This is a genomic window from uncultured Agitococcus sp., from assembly GCF_937920075.1.
GTDB lineage: Bacteria > Pseudomonadota > Gammaproteobacteria > Pseudomonadales > Moraxellaceae > Agitococcus.
Genome location: NZ_CALETI010000156.1, coordinates 1 through 17,289, shown reverse-complemented (window position 1 = coordinate 17,289; position 17,289 = coordinate 1). Strand labels below are relative to the sequence as shown.

The following is a 17,289-nucleotide window of genomic DNA, read 5'->3' as shown; positions in this document are numbered from 1 at the left end:
CCGTTTGATGGGTAATTATCGCCTACAAGATAGTTTTTTAAAATTTAGTGAAATTAGTAGTACCAAGATTTTTTGTCCAAGCGGTGGTATTGTCCAAGAAGCGTTATTTATTGAAGCATTAACCGATACACGCGCTTGGCGAATTAAAGATAAACATTTGTATTTGTTAGATGAGAAAAGCGATACGGTGGCGGTATTTGAGTTGAGGTAAGATGATTGCAATGAATTTCCCTCTCCTTGTAGGAGAGGGCTAGGGTGAGGTTTATGTCAACTTCTTAAACACTAAACTGGCATTTGTGCCGCCAAAACCAAAGCTATTGGACATGACAGCATTAAGTGGTTGATAACGGGTTTCACGGACAATCGGAAAAGCTTCAGCCGCAGGATCAAGTTCGTCAATATGAGCAGACGCAGCAATAAAATCATCTTGCATCATTAACAAACTATAAATGGCTTCTTGTACACCCGCTGCACCTAAAGAGTGACCTGTTAAGGCTTTAGTTGAGCTGATATACGGAATATTTTCACCAAATACGCGTTGAATCGCTTTTAATTCAACACAATCGCCTGTGGGGGTAGCTGTGCCGTGAGCATTGATGTAATCAACAGGGCAGTCTGCCATAGCTAACGCTAATTGCATACAGCGTGCCGCACCATCACCGCTTGGCGCAACCATATCATAACCATCAGAGGTCGCCGCATAGCCAACCAATTCGGCATAAATTTTTGCACCACGTTTAATGGCGTGTTCGTATTCTTCAATGACTAAAATGCCACCACCACCTGCAATGACAAAACCATCACGATTGGCAGAGAAAGGACGAGAGGCTGATTCAGGTGTATCATTATATTTGCTAGCCATAGCTCCCATCGCATCAAATAAACACGATAAGCTCCAATGTTCTTCTTCACCGCCCCCTGCAAAGACAACATCTTGTTTGCCTAATTGAATTTGTTCCATCGCATTACCAATACAATGGGCAGAGGTGGCACAAGCCGAAGACATGGCGTAATTGACACCATGAATTTCAAACGCGGTGGCTAAAGAAGCAACTACGGTACTGGTCATAGTACGCGGAACCATATAAGGGCCAACACGTTTAATGCCTTTTTCGCGAGCTATATCAACAGCTTGTAAGACGTTTGCTGTTGAAGCACCACCAGAGCCAGCAATCACACCGACACGCGGATTCTGTGCATATTGTTCTTTGCTTAAACCTGCATCAGCAATTGCTTGTTGCATGGCTAAATAAGCATACGCAGCGGCATCACCCATAAAACGTTTGGCTTTTCGGTCAATTGCTGCTTCTAAATCGACATCAGGTCGGCCACTAACTTGGCTTTTAAAGCCCATTTCAGCGTAAGTGGCATTATGGCGTATGCCCGATAATTGTTGTTTTAAACTTTTGCTAACGGAAGCGGCGTCATTGCCAATACACGAAACGATTCCTAATCCTGTAACAACGACGCGACGCATAAATAGTCCTCTACAAATTTGGCATGATATTTTGCATGATAGTCGTGCAATCTTAAGTAATTATTAATTGAAGCATATAGTGGTGAAAAAAAGATGATTCACCACTATGACAAAAATTATTTATTAAAAGTTATCAGTGCGAGTAAACAAGCCACAACGTAAATCTGAGGCAATATAAATCTCTCGACCATCAACGCTGACTTTACCATCAGCAATCCCCATTACTAGTTTACGTTCAACCACACGTTTAATTTGTAGTTCGTAAGTTACTTTTTGGTGAGTAGGTAAAATTTGACCAAAAAACTTGACTTCACCCACACCCAAAGCACGACCACGTCCAGCATTGCCACGCCAGCCTAAATAAAAACCTAATAATTGCCACATCGCATCTAAGCCTAAACAACCAGGCATGACAGGGTCGCTAATAAAATGACAGTTAAAAAACCATAAATCAGGATTTATATCAAATTCAGCGATAATTTCACCTTTACCATATTGGCCATCGGTATCGCTGATTTTTGTAATTCTGTCCATCATCAACATCGGTGGAACAGGTAAACGAGCATTTTCTGCGCCAAATAATGATCCTTCACCACAAGCGAGTAATTGTTCTTTGTTAAATTGTTCAATACGCATCGGTATAACCTTTTTAAGACTAGCCTGACAAATTAGCAAAAATTAGGCCAGTCTGATAAAAAATAGAGATTTAATTTGGTCTCCCAAAAATGCTGCGATTTTAGCAAGGGATTATGTCATATAACTGACACGAACCGTTTAGAGTGTTTCTAATTATGTTTTTTTGGCTGATTTTTATGCGGTATTTGTCTTCAAAAGATAATTAAAATTTTTGTTGAAGGCTTGTATTGCGAAAAAATGACAAAAATCCTTGTCAATGGCCAGAAAAACAGGTTAATTCGTCACTGTTCGCTTGACCAAAAAGCAGCAATATCCGAAGATATTGCACCTTTTATATTGTCTGCGTTTTTAAACCAGATAATACCCTTACCACTTCGTTAAATCGTCACATTCCGAGGATTCCATGAAGGCTCTTGTTGCTGTAAAACGCGTTGTAGATTACAACGTAAAAGTTCGCGTAAAAGCGGATAAAACAGGTGTTGACCTTGCCAACGTTAAAATGGCTATCAACCCATTCTGCGAAATCGCCGTTGAAGAAGCCGTTCGTTTAAAAGAAAAAGGCATTGTTAGCGAAATCGTTGTTGTTTCTATTGGTCCAAAAGAAGCTCAAGAACAAATCCGTACTGCGATGGCTCTTGGTGCAGACCGCGGTATTTTGGTAGAAACTGGTTCTGAAGTACAACCTTTAGCCATTGCCAAAATTTTAAAAGCGATTTGTGACCAAGAACAACCACAATTAGTGATTGTTGGTAAACAAGCGATTGATGACGATAACAACCAAACTGGCCAAATGTTGGCTGCTTTAGCAGGTTATGGTCAAGGTACTTTTGCTTCTGTTGTTAAAGTAGAAGGCGGCAAAGCAATCGTTACTCGCGAAATCGACGGTGGTTTACAAACTGTTGAATTAAACTTGCCAGCTGTTGTAACAACAGACTTACGTTTGAACGAGCCACGTTATGCAGCTCTACCAAACATCATGAAAGCTAAGAAAAAGCCTTTAGATACCAAAACGCCAGCTGACTTCGGTGTTGACGTAACGCCACGCGTTAAGACATTAAAAGTTGAGCCGCCAGCAGAGCGCAGTGCAGGTATCAAAGTGAAGACTGTTGAAGAGTTGGTTGCTAAACTCAAGAACGAAGCAAAGGTGATCTAATATGGCAGTTTTAGTTTACGCAGAACACGATAATAGTTCTATTAAAGGTGCTACCCTTAACACTGTTGCGGCTGCTCAAGCAATTGGTGGCGAAATCCACGTTTTAGTTGCAGGTTCTGGCTGTCAAGCTGCTGCCGCTGCTGCTGCACAAATCGCTGGCGTTAGCAAAGTATTGGTTGCTGACAATGCTGCTTATGCTAATCAATTAGCTGAAAACGTTAGCTTGTTAGTGACTGAAATTGGTAAAGGTTATAGCCACATTTTAGCGGCTGCTACTACCAATGGTAAAAACTTTGCACCACGCGTTGCTGCATTGTTAGACGTTGCTCAAATTTCTGAAATCACTAAAGTAGTGAGTGCAGATACATTTGAACGTCCAATCTACGCAGGTAACGCCATCGCTACTGTTCAAGCTTTAGACGCCATCAAAGTTATCACTGTACGTTCTACAGGTTTTGATGCTGTTGCTGCAACAGGTGGTTCTGCTGCTGTTGAAGCAGTTGGCTCTGCAACTGATGCTGCAACTTCTAAGTTTGTTGGCGAAGAATTAGCTAAGTCTGACCGTCCAGAATTAACTGCTGCTAAGATTGTGGTGTCTGGTGGCCGTGGTATGGGCAATGGCGACAACTTCAAAATCCTTTACAGCTTGGCTGATAAATTGGGTGCTGCTGTTGGTGCATCTCGTGCTGCTGTTGACGCTGGTTTCGTACCAAACGACATGCAAGTGGGTCAAACAGGTAAAATCGTTGCTCCACAATTATATGTTGCCGTTGGTATCTCTGGTGCCATCCAACATTTAGCAGGTATGAAAGATTCTAAAGTTATTGTTGCTATCAACAAAGACGAAGAAGCTCCAATCTTCCAAGTTGCTGACTACGGTATTGTAGGTGACTTGTTTGATTTAGTGCCTCAGTTAGAGAAGTTAGTGTAATCACTGCTTTTAGGACTTACATGGTTATCGCTTATTTGTTTCCATTGCAATCGCTTTCAGCGATTTTATGTCAACAAAACGCGCTAATTGCAGTGCAATATGTAAGTCCGACTCCAAAAGCCCTAGTATCTACTAGGGCTTTTTTGTTTTAGGACCATATCATGAATGCTTTCATCTCTCAGTTGGCTATTTATCCGCTAAAATCAGCTGCTGCTATTCCACTCCAACAAAGTTTAGTAACCAGCTTAGGTTTAGCATGGGATAGACGTTGGCTATTAATTGATGAGCAGGGAAAGTTTGTCACTCAACGTCAGTATGCCCAAATGGCCTTATTAACGGTCAATGCTTTTGATGATGTATTGCATGTAAATGCGCCTAATATGCCAACATTGGTAGCAACACCTAATTATCCTCATGAAATATCGGTGTCTATTTGGCAGGATACTGTCATGGCATTAACCGTCTGCGAAAAAGCAGATGCATGGTTTAGCCAGTTTTTGGGCATTAATGTGCGTCTAGTCTTTTTTCCTGATTATAGCCAGCGTGTTGTTGATACGGCATGGGCAGGAGAAGGGCATCAAACTGCTTTTTCCGATGGTTTCCCCATCCTTGTGATTAGCCAAGCCAGTTTTGATGATTTGAGTCAGCGTTGGTCTGAAACCGTAGATTGGCGACGTTTTCGACCCAATATTATTGTTGCAGGTGATTTTGCGCCTTATAGTGAAGATACATGGCAAACCCTAAAAATTGGTGAGTTGGAATTAGACTTAGTCAAACCCTGTTCACGTTGTGTCATGCCGAGTATTGATCCTGATACAACAGCTAAAGATAGTTCAATTAATAAAGTATTAGCCGAACATCGTCGTCAAGCAGATGGTAAAGTTTATCTTGGTCAAAATGCAGTCATTCGTCATTTGCCCAAAGAGTGGGTCATTCAACAAGGACAAGCTGTTGAGATTGTTTATAAAAAATGATGACTTACTTATTGACTACAATCCAATGCTCAAGTCTGTTGAGGATAATCTTGCTTAAAACGGATGAATATTTTAGTCTTATCACACTAAAAATATAAATTTTAATAAGAGTTACAAGCAATGATTATTGAGTATTTTTTTGATTTTGATGATAAAAAACAATTACATTTTCAAGTCGATTTAGATCGTCAATTTGACTTTAAACAAGATTTAAGTGCTGCACCCGAATGGACAAAACTGGATAATAATCAATGTGCTAATTGCCCATTAAAAAAAGAAGTATTTAGTCATTGTCCTGCTGCTTTAGATTTAGATAAGGTCATTAGAGAGTTTCAACAGACACCTGCAATTACTAAATTACGTGTGACGGTGATTACGCCAGAGCGTGAATATGCCAAACGGGTGACTTTGGAAGAAGGGGTGAGAGCCTTAATGGGCTTAATTATGGCCACCAGTGCCTGTCCTGTTTTTAATACTTTAAGGCCAAATGCGCGTCATCATCTGCCTTTTGCTAGCCGCGAAGAGTCGGTATTACGTTCGGCATCTTTGTATTTAATGAATCAATACTTGCTTGCACAAGAAGGTGGAGAGCCTGATTGGGAATTAAAAGGTTTAATCAAAACTAACGAGCAGTTACAGTTAGTCAATCATGCCTTTTGGCAACGCACTATGACTGCTTTTCAAAGTGATGCTAACTCAAAAGCCTTATTAGGTTTTTTTACCTTATCATCAAATATGTCGGCATCACTCCAAAGTCAATTGGTAAAAATGAAGAATGTGTTCTATAGTGGCCAATAACTGAAAATTTAAAAATTAAAAAATTGGATCACAACAAGATGATTATTCAATACTTTTTCTCATTTGATGATGGTTTAGACCTTAATTATGATATTCAAGTTAATCGACGTTTTTCGATTCATGCCGATTATAGTCACGCGCCTGAATGGACAAAGTTAACTAACAATCAATGCAAAAACTGTCCTTTAGATAAAAAAATTTATAGCCATTGTCCTGCGGCTTTAGATTTAGATAAAGTTATTCAAGATGTGCAAAAACTATCGGCACTCACTAAAGTGAATGTTCGAGTGTTAACCGCTGAACGTGAATATGTTAAACGAGTGACTTTAGAAGAAGGAATGCGCGCATTGATGGGCTTAATTATGGCTACCAGTGCTTGTCCTGTCTTTTGTGATTTAAAACCGAATGCCAGAACTCATTTACCCTTTGCCAGCAAAGAAGAAGCCATTTTACGCTTGGCATCGGTGTATTTGATGAAACAATATTTTGTTTGGCGTGAAGGTGGTATCCCTGATTGGGAGTTAAAAGGTTTAATCAAAGAGCACGCCGAATTACAGTTAGTTAATCATGCTTTTTGGCAACGTGTGATGGCTGCTTTTAAAAGTGATGCCAATTCTAAGGCTTTATTAAGTTTTTTTACCGTCTCAGCAAGTATTTCTACCTCTTTAGACAGTCAATTAGCTAAAATGAAAAGTGTCTTTTTTAGTAGTATTGAGTAAATTTTGTGGATAAATTTTGGTGGGTGATTGGTTTAATTGCGGTATTTGTGGGTGGTCAATGGTTTATGATGCGCCCCAATCCGCGTGAGCAACGGTTAATGCTATTACGCGAAGCTGCACGAAAAATGGGCTTTCAACCTAAATTAGTGCCACCACCGTCATGGTATGTCACCGATAGTCGACAGTTTATTGCTTGTTATAGTTTAATCGTACCTACCGCCAAGTTGCCCTATAGCCGTGAACAACGTCAAAAAGATGGTTCTTGGCAAGTGGCAGCAGGCCAAGGATTATTATCAAAAGCGGCATTAATTTCCGAAGAAAAATATTTAATTGCTATAGAAGCTCAGGCCAATAGTATTAGTATTTATTGGCAAGAAGATGCAACAATAGAAGCATTAACTCCGTTAAAAGCGTGGATGCAACAATTAGCGAATTCATAAATCAATAATTTTTTGCATATCTACAAAAATTTCCTATCGTTTTATAAGCAAAAGAGAGGAAGTGTTGTATCCTTGCGCGAATTTCAATTTATTACGTTAATTTTTAGGTTTTTATGGCAAAAGCATTAGTGATTGTGGAGTCGCCAGCGAAGGCGAAAACCATTAATAAATATTTAGGGAAAGATTTTATTGTTAAATCAAGTATTGGTCATGTTCGTGATTTGCCTGTCAGTGGGGGCAGTAAAGACGAAAAAGAAGAAAAAGAGGTCAAAACAACCACAAAAACACGGTTAAGTGCCGAAGAAAAAGCCACTAAAGCCAAAAGCGCTTTGTTCGCGCGCATGGGCGTTGATCCTGAGCATGATTGGTTAGCTAACTACCAAATTTTACCTGGTAAAGAAAAAGTAGTGGCTGAATTAAAATCGCTCGCTAACTCGGTTGAAACGGTTTATCTAGCCACCGACTTGGATAGAGAAGGAGAGGCGATTGCATGGCATTTGCAACAAGTGATAGGTGGTGATCCCAATCGTTATCAACGTGTTGTATTTAATGAAATTACTAAATCGGCTATTACCTCTGCCTTTAAACAGCCTGCACGTTTAAATTTAGATCGTGTTAACGCCCAACAAGCCCGCCGCTTTTTAGATCGTGTCGTCGGTTATATGGTTTCGCCATTATTGTGGGAAAAAATTGCGCGTGGCTTGTCCGCAGGACGTGTGCAATCGGTGGCGGTGCGTTTAGTGGTTGAAAAAGAGCGTGAAATTCGTGCTTTTGTGCCTGAAGAGTTTTGGGAGATTCATGCTGATACCCAAACCCAAGGTAAAGCAGCCTTGCGTTTACAAGTTAGCAAATATAAAGAGCAAACCTTTAAGGCCAGAAATGAGCAAGAAGCAAAAACAGCTGTTGCTCATTTGCAAAAAGCCAATTATGTGATCAGTAAACGTGAAGATAAACCGACCAAAACACGTCCACCAGCACCATTCATTACCTCAACCTTGCAACAGGCAGCAAGCACACGTTTAGGTTTTAGTGTTAAAAAAACCATGACCTTAGCCCAGCGTTTGTATGAGGCAGGTTATATCACCTATATGCGTACTGACTCGACTAATTTGAGCCAAGATGCCATTCAAGCGGTACGTGGTTTTATTAGTCATGAGTTTGGCAATCAATATTTGCCTGCCAAAGCTAATATTTATGCTAGCAAAAGTGGTGCACAAGAAGCTCACGAAGCGATTCGACCTTCAGATGTTAACGCAAAACCTAGTAGTATTAGTGGTTTAGAACGTGATGCTGAACGGTTATATGAGTTAATTTGGCGTCAATTTGTCGCGTGTCAAATGCCTGAAGCCGAATACATGAGCACTTCATTAGCCGTAGCCGCAGGTGATTATGAATTGCGTACACGCGGTCGTATTTTGACGTTTGATGGCTTTACCAAAGTATTGTCAGCGGTACAAAAAGAGAATGATGATGTGGTCTTGCCTAATGTCAAAGTGGGTGAAGCCTTAACATTACTCAAATTGTTACCAACACAGCATTTTACCAAAGCACCACCACGCTACACCGAAGCAACTTTAGTTCGGGAGTTAGAAAAGCGTGGCATTGGCCGCCCATCAACCTATGCATCAATTATTTCGACCATTCAAGACCGTGGCTACGTTAAATTAGATAGCAAACGTTTTTATGCCGAAAAAATGGGTGATATTGTTGCTGATCGTTTGTTAGAAAGCTTTGATAACTTAATGGATTATGCGTTTACCGCTAAGTTAGAAGAAGAGTTAGATAAAGTCGCTGAAGGTGATGTTAATTGGAAAAAGTTGCTGAATGATTTTTATAGCGACTTTAAGGCCAAACTCGAAAAAGCCTCTGGCGAAAATGGTATGCGCCGCAATCAACCTGTCGAGATTGGTGTTCCTTGCCATTTATGTTCACGTCCTATGCAAGTACGTACTGCCAGCACAGGCGTCTTTTTAGGTTGTAGTGGTTATGCTTTACCACCTAAAGAGCGTTGTAAAGGCACGATCAATTTAACCCCTGTTGAACATTTAGCCCTTGCTGATAATGATGAAGAAGGCGAAACCAACGAATTACGCGCCAAAAAACGTTGTCCAAAATGCAGCACGGCAATGGATAGCTATTTAGTTGATGCTGAGCGTAAATTACACGTTTGTGGTAATAATCCTGATTGTAATGGTTTTGTTTTAGAACAAGGCAGTTACAAGCTAAAAGGTTATGAAGGGCCAACGGTAGAGTGTGACAAATGTGGCGGCTCTATGGAGCTAAAAACTGGCCGTTTTGGGGCTTATTTTGCGTGTAGTTCATGTCCAAATACTCGTAAAGTCTTGAAAAATGGCGAAGCTGCCCCACCTAAAGCAGAACCAATTCACACCGACATTAAATGTAGCAAGGTGAGTGATTATTTTGTGTTGCGTGATGGTGCAGCAGGGTTGTTTTTGGCAGCTAGCCAATTCCCTAAAAACCGTGAAACACGCACACCAAGTATTGCAGAATTAAAGCAAGTTGCTGACCGTTTGGACCCTAAATATCATTATTTATTGTCTGCACCTGCAACGGATGATTATGGCAACCCAAGTTTGTTACGTTTTAGCCGCAAAACCAAAGAGCAATTTGTTGCGACTGAAGAAGATGGCAAGCCTACAGGTTGGCAAGCATTTTATCGTGATGGTAGTTGGAAGATTACCAAAGGTAAAATGTCAAAAGAGAAGTAGCGTTTTACCCTCACTCTAACTCTCTCCCTGCGGGAGAGGGTTGGGGTGAGGGCGTCAATCAATAAGGTAAATATCTATGCGCGTAGCACGATATGGTGCAGGCCGAACCAACCAAAAGTTTTATTTTGCTAAAATGGCAATGCAACAAGTAGAACAAGCGGTTGATGAGCCTAGCAAACAAGCGAATTACGAAGCCGCCGTGTTTCATTTACACGGTGCGTTTTTAGCCTTTTTGCAAGAATTAAGTCGATTTTATAAATTATCACCACAACTCGGCACAACCGAAGCAATTCGTTTGGCATTAGATGCAAAAGGTCAAGTATCACCCGAAATTAGCCAATTACAAGCTGTCGAAGATGGTGGTTGGTTGGGGGAGTTACAACAAGCTTTTGCTGATTGCCAATTAGCTCCAGAGCCTGTTGAGATTCAACCTGAAGCTGAATTGGCCGAAGGCTTAATTATGCGCGCGGTGACAAATCCTGTTGAACCTGAACCTGTTGAACAACGTCTTAAAACTTGGCACACGCAACTACAGCGTTTGTTTGCTGAGTTTAGACAAGAAATGGTAGAGTTTTAACATGCCAGAAGCAATGTTAGAAATCGTTGAACTAGACGATGGTGATGTGGTGTTGCGTCGTGTTGATAGTGCTGAAGGTTCTAGCGAACCTTTTGTGCGTATTCATTTTTCTGAAGAAGCCAAAGGTTTAATCAACGGTCAGTCAGCACAATTAGGGCGTTTAATGATTAGTATGGGCTTACAAGCCGTTGCCAAAGCACATGCTGAAGCCTTAAAAGAAGCCATTGAAAGTGGCGAATTAACAGACGTAGATGTTGATCCTGAACAATCTCTACCACCCAATACTAAGTTGCATTAAGGGGTTATCGATCTTACGATTATGCACATGATAACCCCAAATAACTAGACAAATTTACCAATTCTAAGCATGTGTTTTTTTAACACATATCACCGTCATATATATAAGTATATTTCTCATTTTCAAATGATAGAAAAACAACCAAGCAAACGCTTGGTTGTTTTTTTAAAATATGCCAGTATTGCTGATAGCACATTAGGACTTGCGCTATACCACTGCTTGTGACTTACGCGGTTATCGCTTATTTGCGCACATCATGGGCATTTTCAGTGCCTTTATGTTCACAAAACGAGCTAATTTCAAAAAAGCGTAAGTCCAGAATTACTAGCGAAACTTAGTTAACTATCTTACAGAGCAAAATATCATGTCGCTATACACTTCTTATTTTAATGAAACCCATAACCAAGTACGTTTAACTGCCCGTAAATTTGTTGACCAACACATTAGGCCGTTTATTAATGACTGGGAAGAAGCGGGTACTTTTCCGCGTGAGTTATATAACTTGGCAGGTGAAGCAGGATTATTAGGGATTGACCACCCAGAAGAGTTAGGCGGTAGTGGCGCAGATATTTTTATGAAAATTGCTGCTAGTGAAGAAATTATGAGAGCCGGCTCAGGTGGTTTGGCAGCCAGTTTAGGTTCGTTAGATATTGGTTTGCCTCCCATCGAAAATTGGGCTAGCCAAGAACTAAAAGAACGAATTGTACCTGCGGTATTGCGTGGTGAAAAAATTGCGGCATTAGCTATTACTGAGCCTTCAGGTGGATCAGACGTCGCCAATCTAAAAACTCGTGCAGAGAGTGACGGTGATTATTATCGGGTCAATGGCAGTAAAACCTTTATTACTTCTGGACATCGTGCTGACTACTATACAGTGGCTGTGCGTACAGGTGGTGAAGGTTATGGCGGCATTAGTTTGTTGCTTATTGAGCGAGATAGAGCAGGGTTTTCAGTCGGCCAACCTTTAAAAAAGATGGGGTGGTGGGCGAGTGATACCGCAGAATTATTTTTTAATGATGTTTTAGTGCCAAAATCGAACATTATTGGTGCTGAAAACGCTGGGTTCTTTGTTATTATGAGCAATTTCCAGAAAGAACGGTTAAACTTAGCCGTGATGGCAAATATGACTGCGCAGTTGGCACTCGAAGAATGCTTAAAATATGTTCATCAGCGCGTGGCTTTTGGTAAACCTTTGGCCAAAATGCAAGTCATACGCCATAAATTAGCGGATATGGCAACGGATTTAGAAGCCAGTAAAGAATTTACCTATCGTGTAGCAGCACAAATTGCCTCGGGTATTCCTGCGGTGAAAGAAGTGTCAATGGCCAAAAATTTTGCTACACGAATCAGTGATTCGGTCACCTATGAAGCTGTACAAATTTTTGGTGGCATGGGGTTTATGCGCGAAAGTCTAGTTGAACGTTTATACCGTGATAATCGAATTTTATCTATTGGTGGCGGTACTCACGAAATCATGAATGAGGTAATCGCCAAACAACTGGGATTGTGATGAGCTGGCATTTAATAACCGAACAACAACGATTTAAAGAGTTATTAACAGGATGGGCGAGTGCTAAAACACTTGCCTTAGATACCGAGTTTATGCGGGTTAATACCTTTAATCCGCAAATTGCTTTGTTACAACTCAATGTTAATCAAAAAGTCTATTTAATAGATCCATTAGCCATTGATACTGTGGCTTTGGGTTTAGGTGAGTTGTTAGCGAATCCCCATAGTTTAAAAATTGTTCACGCTTGTTCTGAAGATATAGAAGTTTTATTTTATAAATACCCACAAGCTCGCATGAGTAATATTTTTGATACCCAAATTGGTTTCGCATTTTTGGGCTATGGTTTGCAAGTAGGCTATCAAAAAGCATTAAAAGAATGTTTGGATATTGATATTAGTAAAGCTGAAACGCGTTCCGATTGGTTGGCACGACCCTTAACCAGCGAACAACTACAATATGCGGTATCGGATGTTGAATATTTGCCTGCCTTATATGATTTTGTGGTGGCGAGGTTGCGCGAAAAAGACTTATTAGCCTATTGTCAAGAAGATAGCCTATTAATGCTCAAAGAGGGCGCACCAGTCCCTTATTTAAAAACTTTATACCAACAATTTAGTAACGCATGGCAGTTTGACCGTAGACAATTGTTATTGTTAAAAAACTTAGCCATGTGGCGCGAAGCATCTGCACGTTTACATGATATTCCAAGAGCTTTTGTGTTAAAAAATCATACCTTACTAGCAATGGTGCAAAAGCGGCCATATACCTTAGCACAATTATCGCGTATTGAAGATTTGCATCCGCGCACTTATCAAAAACATGGGCCAATGCTTTTAGAAATGATTAAGGCTGCACGGCATCAGCCTATTGAACAGTGTCCACCACTATTACCATTACCATTACCTAAGTCTGCTAAGTCTTTGTTTGATTTATTACGACAAAAAACAGATCAAATAGCACAGCAGCATCATATTCCTGCGGATGTATTATTACGCAAACGTTGGTTAGACGCTTTAGTCTTAGGTTATATTGATGAGGGTGATAATTTTACCTTGCCCTTAGCATTACAAGGTTGGCGTTATGAGATTTTAACTAAACCTTTGTTAGAAATATTAGCCAGTCAAGCTCAGCAATTGTTAAAATGGCGACAATATCGTCATCGTTTAGATGATTCTGTTGAGCCAGTATTTAATTGAGAGATTTATGAGTGCAAAACCTGAGATTTGTAGTATTTACAAAAGTTCAAAAAAAGATGAAATGTATTTGTATGTACGTAAAGCAGAAGGATTTGCTCGAGTGCCAGAAGCTTTATTAACCATGTTTGGGACACCCAAATTGTTTGGTACGTTGCTGTTAACACCTTCAAAAAAACTGGCGCGTGCCGATGTTCATTTGGTATTGGCCGATTTGGCCGAAAAAGGTTTTTATTTACAAATGCCTCCACCGCGTGAAGATTATATGCTCGATTTATTCCGTCCTGATGAAAGCAAGTATCAGCAATAAAGGAGCAGGACTATGTTGGGATATGTGGTGGCATGGGTGGTATATTTAGCATCTGCTTTAGCGATGTTATGGGTTTATCAGCGCGGAATAGCACGATTACTTCCCGAAAATATCAGACCTGTTTTAGCTGTATTAATGTTGTGTGTCTTATTGACACCGTGGCCTATAGACCAAGAAACTTGGTTGCCTGCGCCTGCAATTATTGCCACCATGTTTAATGTATTGTCAGGTTTTGGTATTGCAGCTTTAAAAAGCTTATCCGCCATTTTATTGGTGTCAACTATTGCTTGTTTTATTGCTTGGCTAAAAACACGTAAATCTTATTGAGAGCATGATATGCAATTTACTGGTACAGAGGCTTATGTAGCCACCGAGGATTTAAAATTAGCTGTTAATGCAGCGATCAAATTACAAAAGCCGTTATTAATTAAGGGCGAACCAGGCACTGGCAAAACCTTATTAGCAGAGCAAGTCGCTCAATCTTTGGGGTTAAAGCTGATTCAATGGCACATTAAATCAACAACCAAGGCACAACAAGGCTTGTATGAGTACGATGCTGTATCTCGTTTGCGTGATTCGCAGTTAGGTGATAATCGCGTTTTTGATATTAAAAACTACATTAAACAAGGTAAATTGTGGGAAGCATTTGCCAGTGATGAGCGTGTAGTGTTGTTGATTGATGAAATAGATAAAGCGGATATTGAGTTTCCCAATGACTTGTTAACCGAACTCGATAAAATGGAGTTCTTTGTTTATGAGACTGGCGAAACCATTAAAGCCAAATATCGCCCAATTGTGATTATTACCTCCAATAACGAAAAAGACTTACCTGATGCCTTTTTGCGTCGTTGTTTCTTCCACTATATTACTTTTCCTGATGCTGAAACCATGAAGCGGATTGTGGCGGTGCATTATCCACAAATTCAGCAAACCTTGGTTAAAGAAGCTTTAGATATTTTCTTTGACTTGCGTAAAGTGGCGGGTTTAAAAAAGCGTCCTTCAACCTCAGAACTCATTGATTGGTTAAAGTTATTAATGTCTGATGATTTGCCCGAAGATATTTTACGTAACCGTGATACACGTACCGCGATTCCACCATTGCATGGTGCTTTACTAAAAAATGAGCAAGACGTACATTTGTTGGAGCGTTTGGCGTTTATGAGTCGTCGTGGTTAATCGCTTATCGACAATAAAACGTGTATAATTCGCGCCTTGCTAAAGCTAAGTCCTAAACTACAGGCTAAAAAGGAATAGGTTTTTACCTATTCCTGAGGTGCGTTATGTATTATCCCTTAATCCGTTCTTTATTATTTCGTTTTGATGCAGAAACCTCCCATCATGTTGCCTTACGCAGCATGGCGATTGCCAACTCTCTAGGTTTATTAGGTTTATTACATAAAACGCCGCAACAGCCTGTAAAAGTCATGGGTATTGATTTTCCCAATGCTGTTGGTTTGGCCGCAGGTTTAGACAAAAACGGCGATTATATTGATGCTTTGGCCGCATTAGGTTTTGGCTTTATCGAAATTGGTACAATCACCCCACGGCCACAAGTAGGCAATCCGCAACCGCGTTTATTTAGATTGCCCGAAGCACAAGCGATTATTAATCGCATGGGTTTTAATAATTTGGGTGTTGACCATTTAGTTAATCAAGTCAAAAAAGCCAAATATCAGGGTGTATTAGGGATTAACATTGGTAAAAACTTTGATACACCAGTCGAAAATGCCGCCGATGATTATGTGCATTGTTTAGAAAAAGTTTACGATCTAGCCTCTTATGTGACCGTGAATATTTCTTCACCAAATACCCAAGGTTTACGCTCTTTACAAACTGGTTCAGCGTTCTCTGATTTATTAAGCCAACTCAAAGAAACTCAAGCTCGCTTGGCTACACAATATGGTCATTATGTGCCATTAGTAGTAAAAATTGCACCCGATTTACAAGATGAAGAAATTGAGTACATGGCCGATCAATTGGTGCAATACAAAATTGACGGTGTGATTGCCACCAATACCACCATTACCAGACCAGGTATTGAAAGCTTAAACTTAGCCAGTGAAACGGGTGGTTTAAGCGGTAAACCTTTAAAAGCTTTATCTAATTATACCTTGTCTCGTTTGTGTACTGCTTTAGAGGGACGTATTCCTGTGATGGGTGTGGGTGGTATTACCGATGGAATGTCCGCCGCCGACAAAATCACCACAGGTGCAAGTTTGGTGCAATTATATACAGGCTTTATTTATCAAGGCCCACAATTAATTGAAGATGCCGTAGCCGCGATTAAAGCCTTAGAGCATTTGCAGTCTGCTATACAACAAGATGTAGTCTAAGATGCCATTAGCCGATATTTTAATTTTGGGTTTGCTTGCTATTTCGATTTGGAAAGGCTTTAGCCGTGGCATTATTCGCGAAGGTTTGGCTTTAGCAGGATGGGTTGTTGGTTTAATCGTTGCCATTAATGGTTATCAGAGTTTTGCGGTTACTTTACAGCCATTTATTAGCACACCTTCCTTGCAAAAAGCAGTAGCCTTTTTAGTATTGTGTTTAAGCATGGTGATTTTAAGCACATTAATTGCATTAGTATTAGCTGAATTATTAAAAGCCTTAGCCTTGCGTCCTGTTGATAAATTAGCAGGAGCAGGTTTTGGTTTGGCACGCGGCTTATTAATTGTGTTATTAGCGATTGGTTTACTCGCGCCTTTTGTTCAAGATGATGCGTGGTGGCAAGAAGCAAGCATGCCCAAAGCATTATTACCTTATGTACCTGTCGCTCATCTTGTCACAGATGAAATAAAAAAACAGGTGCATCATTTACCCCAAACCAAAATTCAAATTCCTACTCGTCAACCTAGCCAACAGTGAGGTAAATTATGTGCGGTATCGTCGGCATAGCTGGTAAATCGCCTGTTAATCAAGAACTTTATGACGCACTGACGATGCTTCAACATCGTGGCCAAGATGCAGCAGGGATTGTCACCGCACAAGATGGACGTTTATTTTTGCGTAAAGATAACGGCATGGTACGTGATGTTTTTCATACACGTCACATGTTACGTTTAGTGGGTAACTTTGGTATTGGTCATGTGCGTTATCCAACGGCAGGCTCATCAAGTTCAGCCGAAGCGCAACCGTTTTATGTTAATTCACCGTACGGTATTACCTTGGCGCATAATGGTAATTTAACCAATGCCCAAGAGATTAGTAACGATTTATTCCGCACCGATTTACGCCACATCAACACCGATTCAGACTCTGAAGTCTTGTTAAATGTGTTTGCCCATGAATTGCAAGAGTTAGGTAAATTACAACCCAGTGAAGAAGATGTCTTTGCTGCGGTAGCTGCTGTGCATAAGCGTTGTCGTGGTGCTTATGCGGTGGTGGCGATGATTACGGGTTATGGCTTATTAGGTTTTAGAGACCCACATGGTATTCGTCCTATTGTGTATGGTGAACGAAATAGCGCGCAAGGCAAAGAATATATTATTGCCTCTGAATCGGTGGCGATTACCTCGTTAGGTTATACCGTTGTCCGAGATTTAGC

General features: G+C 40.4%; 20 protein-coding genes. 18 read left to right on the top strand and 2 right to left on the bottom strand.

The features are described from left to right. Positions 1-211, top strand: a 211-nt coding sequence (locus Q0212_RS05885) for an META domain-containing protein (protein WP_297923523.1), incomplete at its 5' end; no start/stop codon positions are given. Between the two features lie 51 nt (positions 212-262). Here the strand turns inward: Q0212_RS05885 and fabB are convergent. Both fabB and fabA read right to left on the bottom strand, forming a co-directional pair. Continuing rightward, on the bottom strand, positions 263-1,477 hold the full coding sequence (gene fabB, locus Q0212_RS05880; protein WP_297923521.1) for a beta-ketoacyl-ACP synthase I: 1,215 nt from the start codon (positions 1,475-1,477) through the stop codon (positions 263-265). 123 nt (positions 1,478-1,600) lie between these two features. After that, complete coding sequence (gene fabA / locus Q0212_RS05875; RefSeq protein ID WP_297923519.1) at positions 1,601-2,113, bottom strand: 3-hydroxyacyl-[acyl-carrier-protein] dehydratase FabA; 513 nt, start codon at positions 2,111-2,113, stop codon at positions 1,601-1,603. A gap of 403 nt (positions 2,114-2,516) precedes the next feature. Between fabA and Q0212_RS05870 the strand changes: the two genes are divergently transcribed. The 17 genes from Q0212_RS05870 to Q0212_RS05790 all read left to right on the top strand — a co-directional run. Then, positions 2,517-3,266 carry an electron transfer flavoprotein subunit beta/FixA family protein gene (locus Q0212_RS05870; RefSeq protein WP_297923517.1) on the top strand — a complete coding sequence of 250 codons (750 nt, stop codon included), beginning with the start codon at positions 2,517-2,519 and terminating at the stop codon, positions 3,264-3,266. 1 nt (position 3,267) lies between these two features. After that, a complete protein-coding gene (locus Q0212_RS05865) occupies positions 3,268-4,197 on the top strand; it encodes an FAD-binding protein (RefSeq protein WP_297923515.1) in 930 nt (309 codons plus the stop codon). 161 nt (positions 4,198-4,358) lie between these two features. Then, positions 4,359-5,171, top strand: coding sequence for an MOSC N-terminal beta barrel domain-containing protein (locus Q0212_RS05860; protein WP_297923513.1), 813 nt, complete (start codon positions 4,359-4,361; stop codon positions 5,169-5,171). A gap of 120 nt (positions 5,172-5,291) precedes the next feature. Continuing rightward, positions 5,292-5,969, top strand: a complete 678-nt coding sequence (locus Q0212_RS05855) for a hypothetical protein (RefSeq protein ID WP_297923511.1) — start codon at positions 5,292-5,294, stop codon at positions 5,967-5,969. Between the two features lie 38 nt (positions 5,970-6,007). Next, positions 6,008-6,688: a hypothetical protein gene (locus Q0212_RS05850; protein ID WP_297923509.1), complete on the top strand. Its 681-nt coding sequence runs from the start codon at positions 6,008-6,010 to the stop codon at positions 6,686-6,688. A 5-nt stretch (positions 6,689-6,693) separates the two neighbouring features. Beyond that, the gene (locus Q0212_RS05845) at positions 6,694-7,128 is read left to right on the top strand and encodes a hypothetical protein (protein WP_297923507.1); all 435 of its coding nucleotides are present in this window, start codon (positions 6,694-6,696) and stop codon (positions 7,126-7,128) included. A gap of 113 nt (positions 7,129-7,241) precedes the next feature. Next, positions 7,242-9,857, top strand: a complete 2,616-nt coding sequence (gene topA, locus Q0212_RS05840; protein ID WP_367175636.1) for a type I DNA topoisomerase — start codon at positions 7,242-7,244, stop codon at positions 9,855-9,857. Between the two features lie 76 nt (positions 9,858-9,933). After that, positions 9,934-10,434 carry a DUF6586 family protein gene (locus Q0212_RS05835; RefSeq protein ID WP_297923505.1) on the top strand — a complete coding sequence of 167 codons (501 nt, stop codon included), beginning with the start codon at positions 9,934-9,936 and terminating at the stop codon, positions 10,432-10,434. A gap of 1 nt (position 10,435) precedes the next feature. Further along, positions 10,436-10,732, top strand: a complete 297-nt coding sequence (locus Q0212_RS05830; protein WP_297923504.1) for a hypothetical protein — start codon at positions 10,436-10,438, stop codon at positions 10,730-10,732. A 364-nt stretch (positions 10,733-11,096) separates the two neighbouring features. Then, entirely contained in the window at positions 11,097-12,242 is a 1,146-nt protein-coding gene (locus tag Q0212_RS05825) for an acyl-CoA dehydrogenase family protein (RefSeq protein ID WP_297923502.1), read from the top strand. Further along, positions 12,242-13,438, top strand: coding sequence for a ribonuclease D (rnd, locus tag Q0212_RS05820; RefSeq protein WP_297923500.1), 1,197 nt, complete (start codon positions 12,242-12,244; stop codon positions 13,436-13,438). The genes Q0212_RS05825 and rnd overlap by 1 nt, the downstream gene beginning before the upstream one ends. A 7-nt stretch (positions 13,439-13,445) precedes the next feature. Further along, entirely contained in the window at positions 13,446-13,745 is a 300-nt protein-coding gene (locus Q0212_RS05815) for a YcgL domain-containing protein (protein ID WP_297923498.1), read from the top strand. A gap of 12 nt (positions 13,746-13,757) precedes the next feature. Then, entirely contained in the window at positions 13,758-14,072 is a 315-nt protein-coding gene (locus tag Q0212_RS05810; protein WP_297923497.1) for a hypothetical protein, read from the top strand. A 9-nt stretch (positions 14,073-14,081) separates the two neighbouring features. Then, complete coding sequence (locus Q0212_RS05805; protein WP_297923495.1) at positions 14,082-14,921, top strand: MoxR family ATPase; 840 nt, start codon at positions 14,082-14,084, stop codon at positions 14,919-14,921. A gap of 104 nt (positions 14,922-15,025) precedes the next feature. After that, positions 15,026-16,078 (top strand): quinone-dependent dihydroorotate dehydrogenase, encoded by a 1,053-nt coding sequence (locus Q0212_RS05800; RefSeq protein ID WP_297923493.1) that lies wholly within the window; start codon positions 15,026-15,028, stop codon positions 16,076-16,078. A 1-nt stretch (position 16,079) separates the two neighbouring features. After that, on the top strand, positions 16,080-16,610 hold the full coding sequence (locus tag Q0212_RS05795; RefSeq protein ID WP_297923491.1) for a CvpA family protein: 531 nt from the start codon (positions 16,080-16,082) through the stop codon (positions 16,608-16,610). Positions 16,611-16,618: 8 nt separating this feature from the next. Further along, the coding region (locus Q0212_RS05790) for a class II glutamine amidotransferase (RefSeq protein WP_297923490.1) at positions 16,619-17,289 on the top strand (671 nt) is incomplete at its 3' end.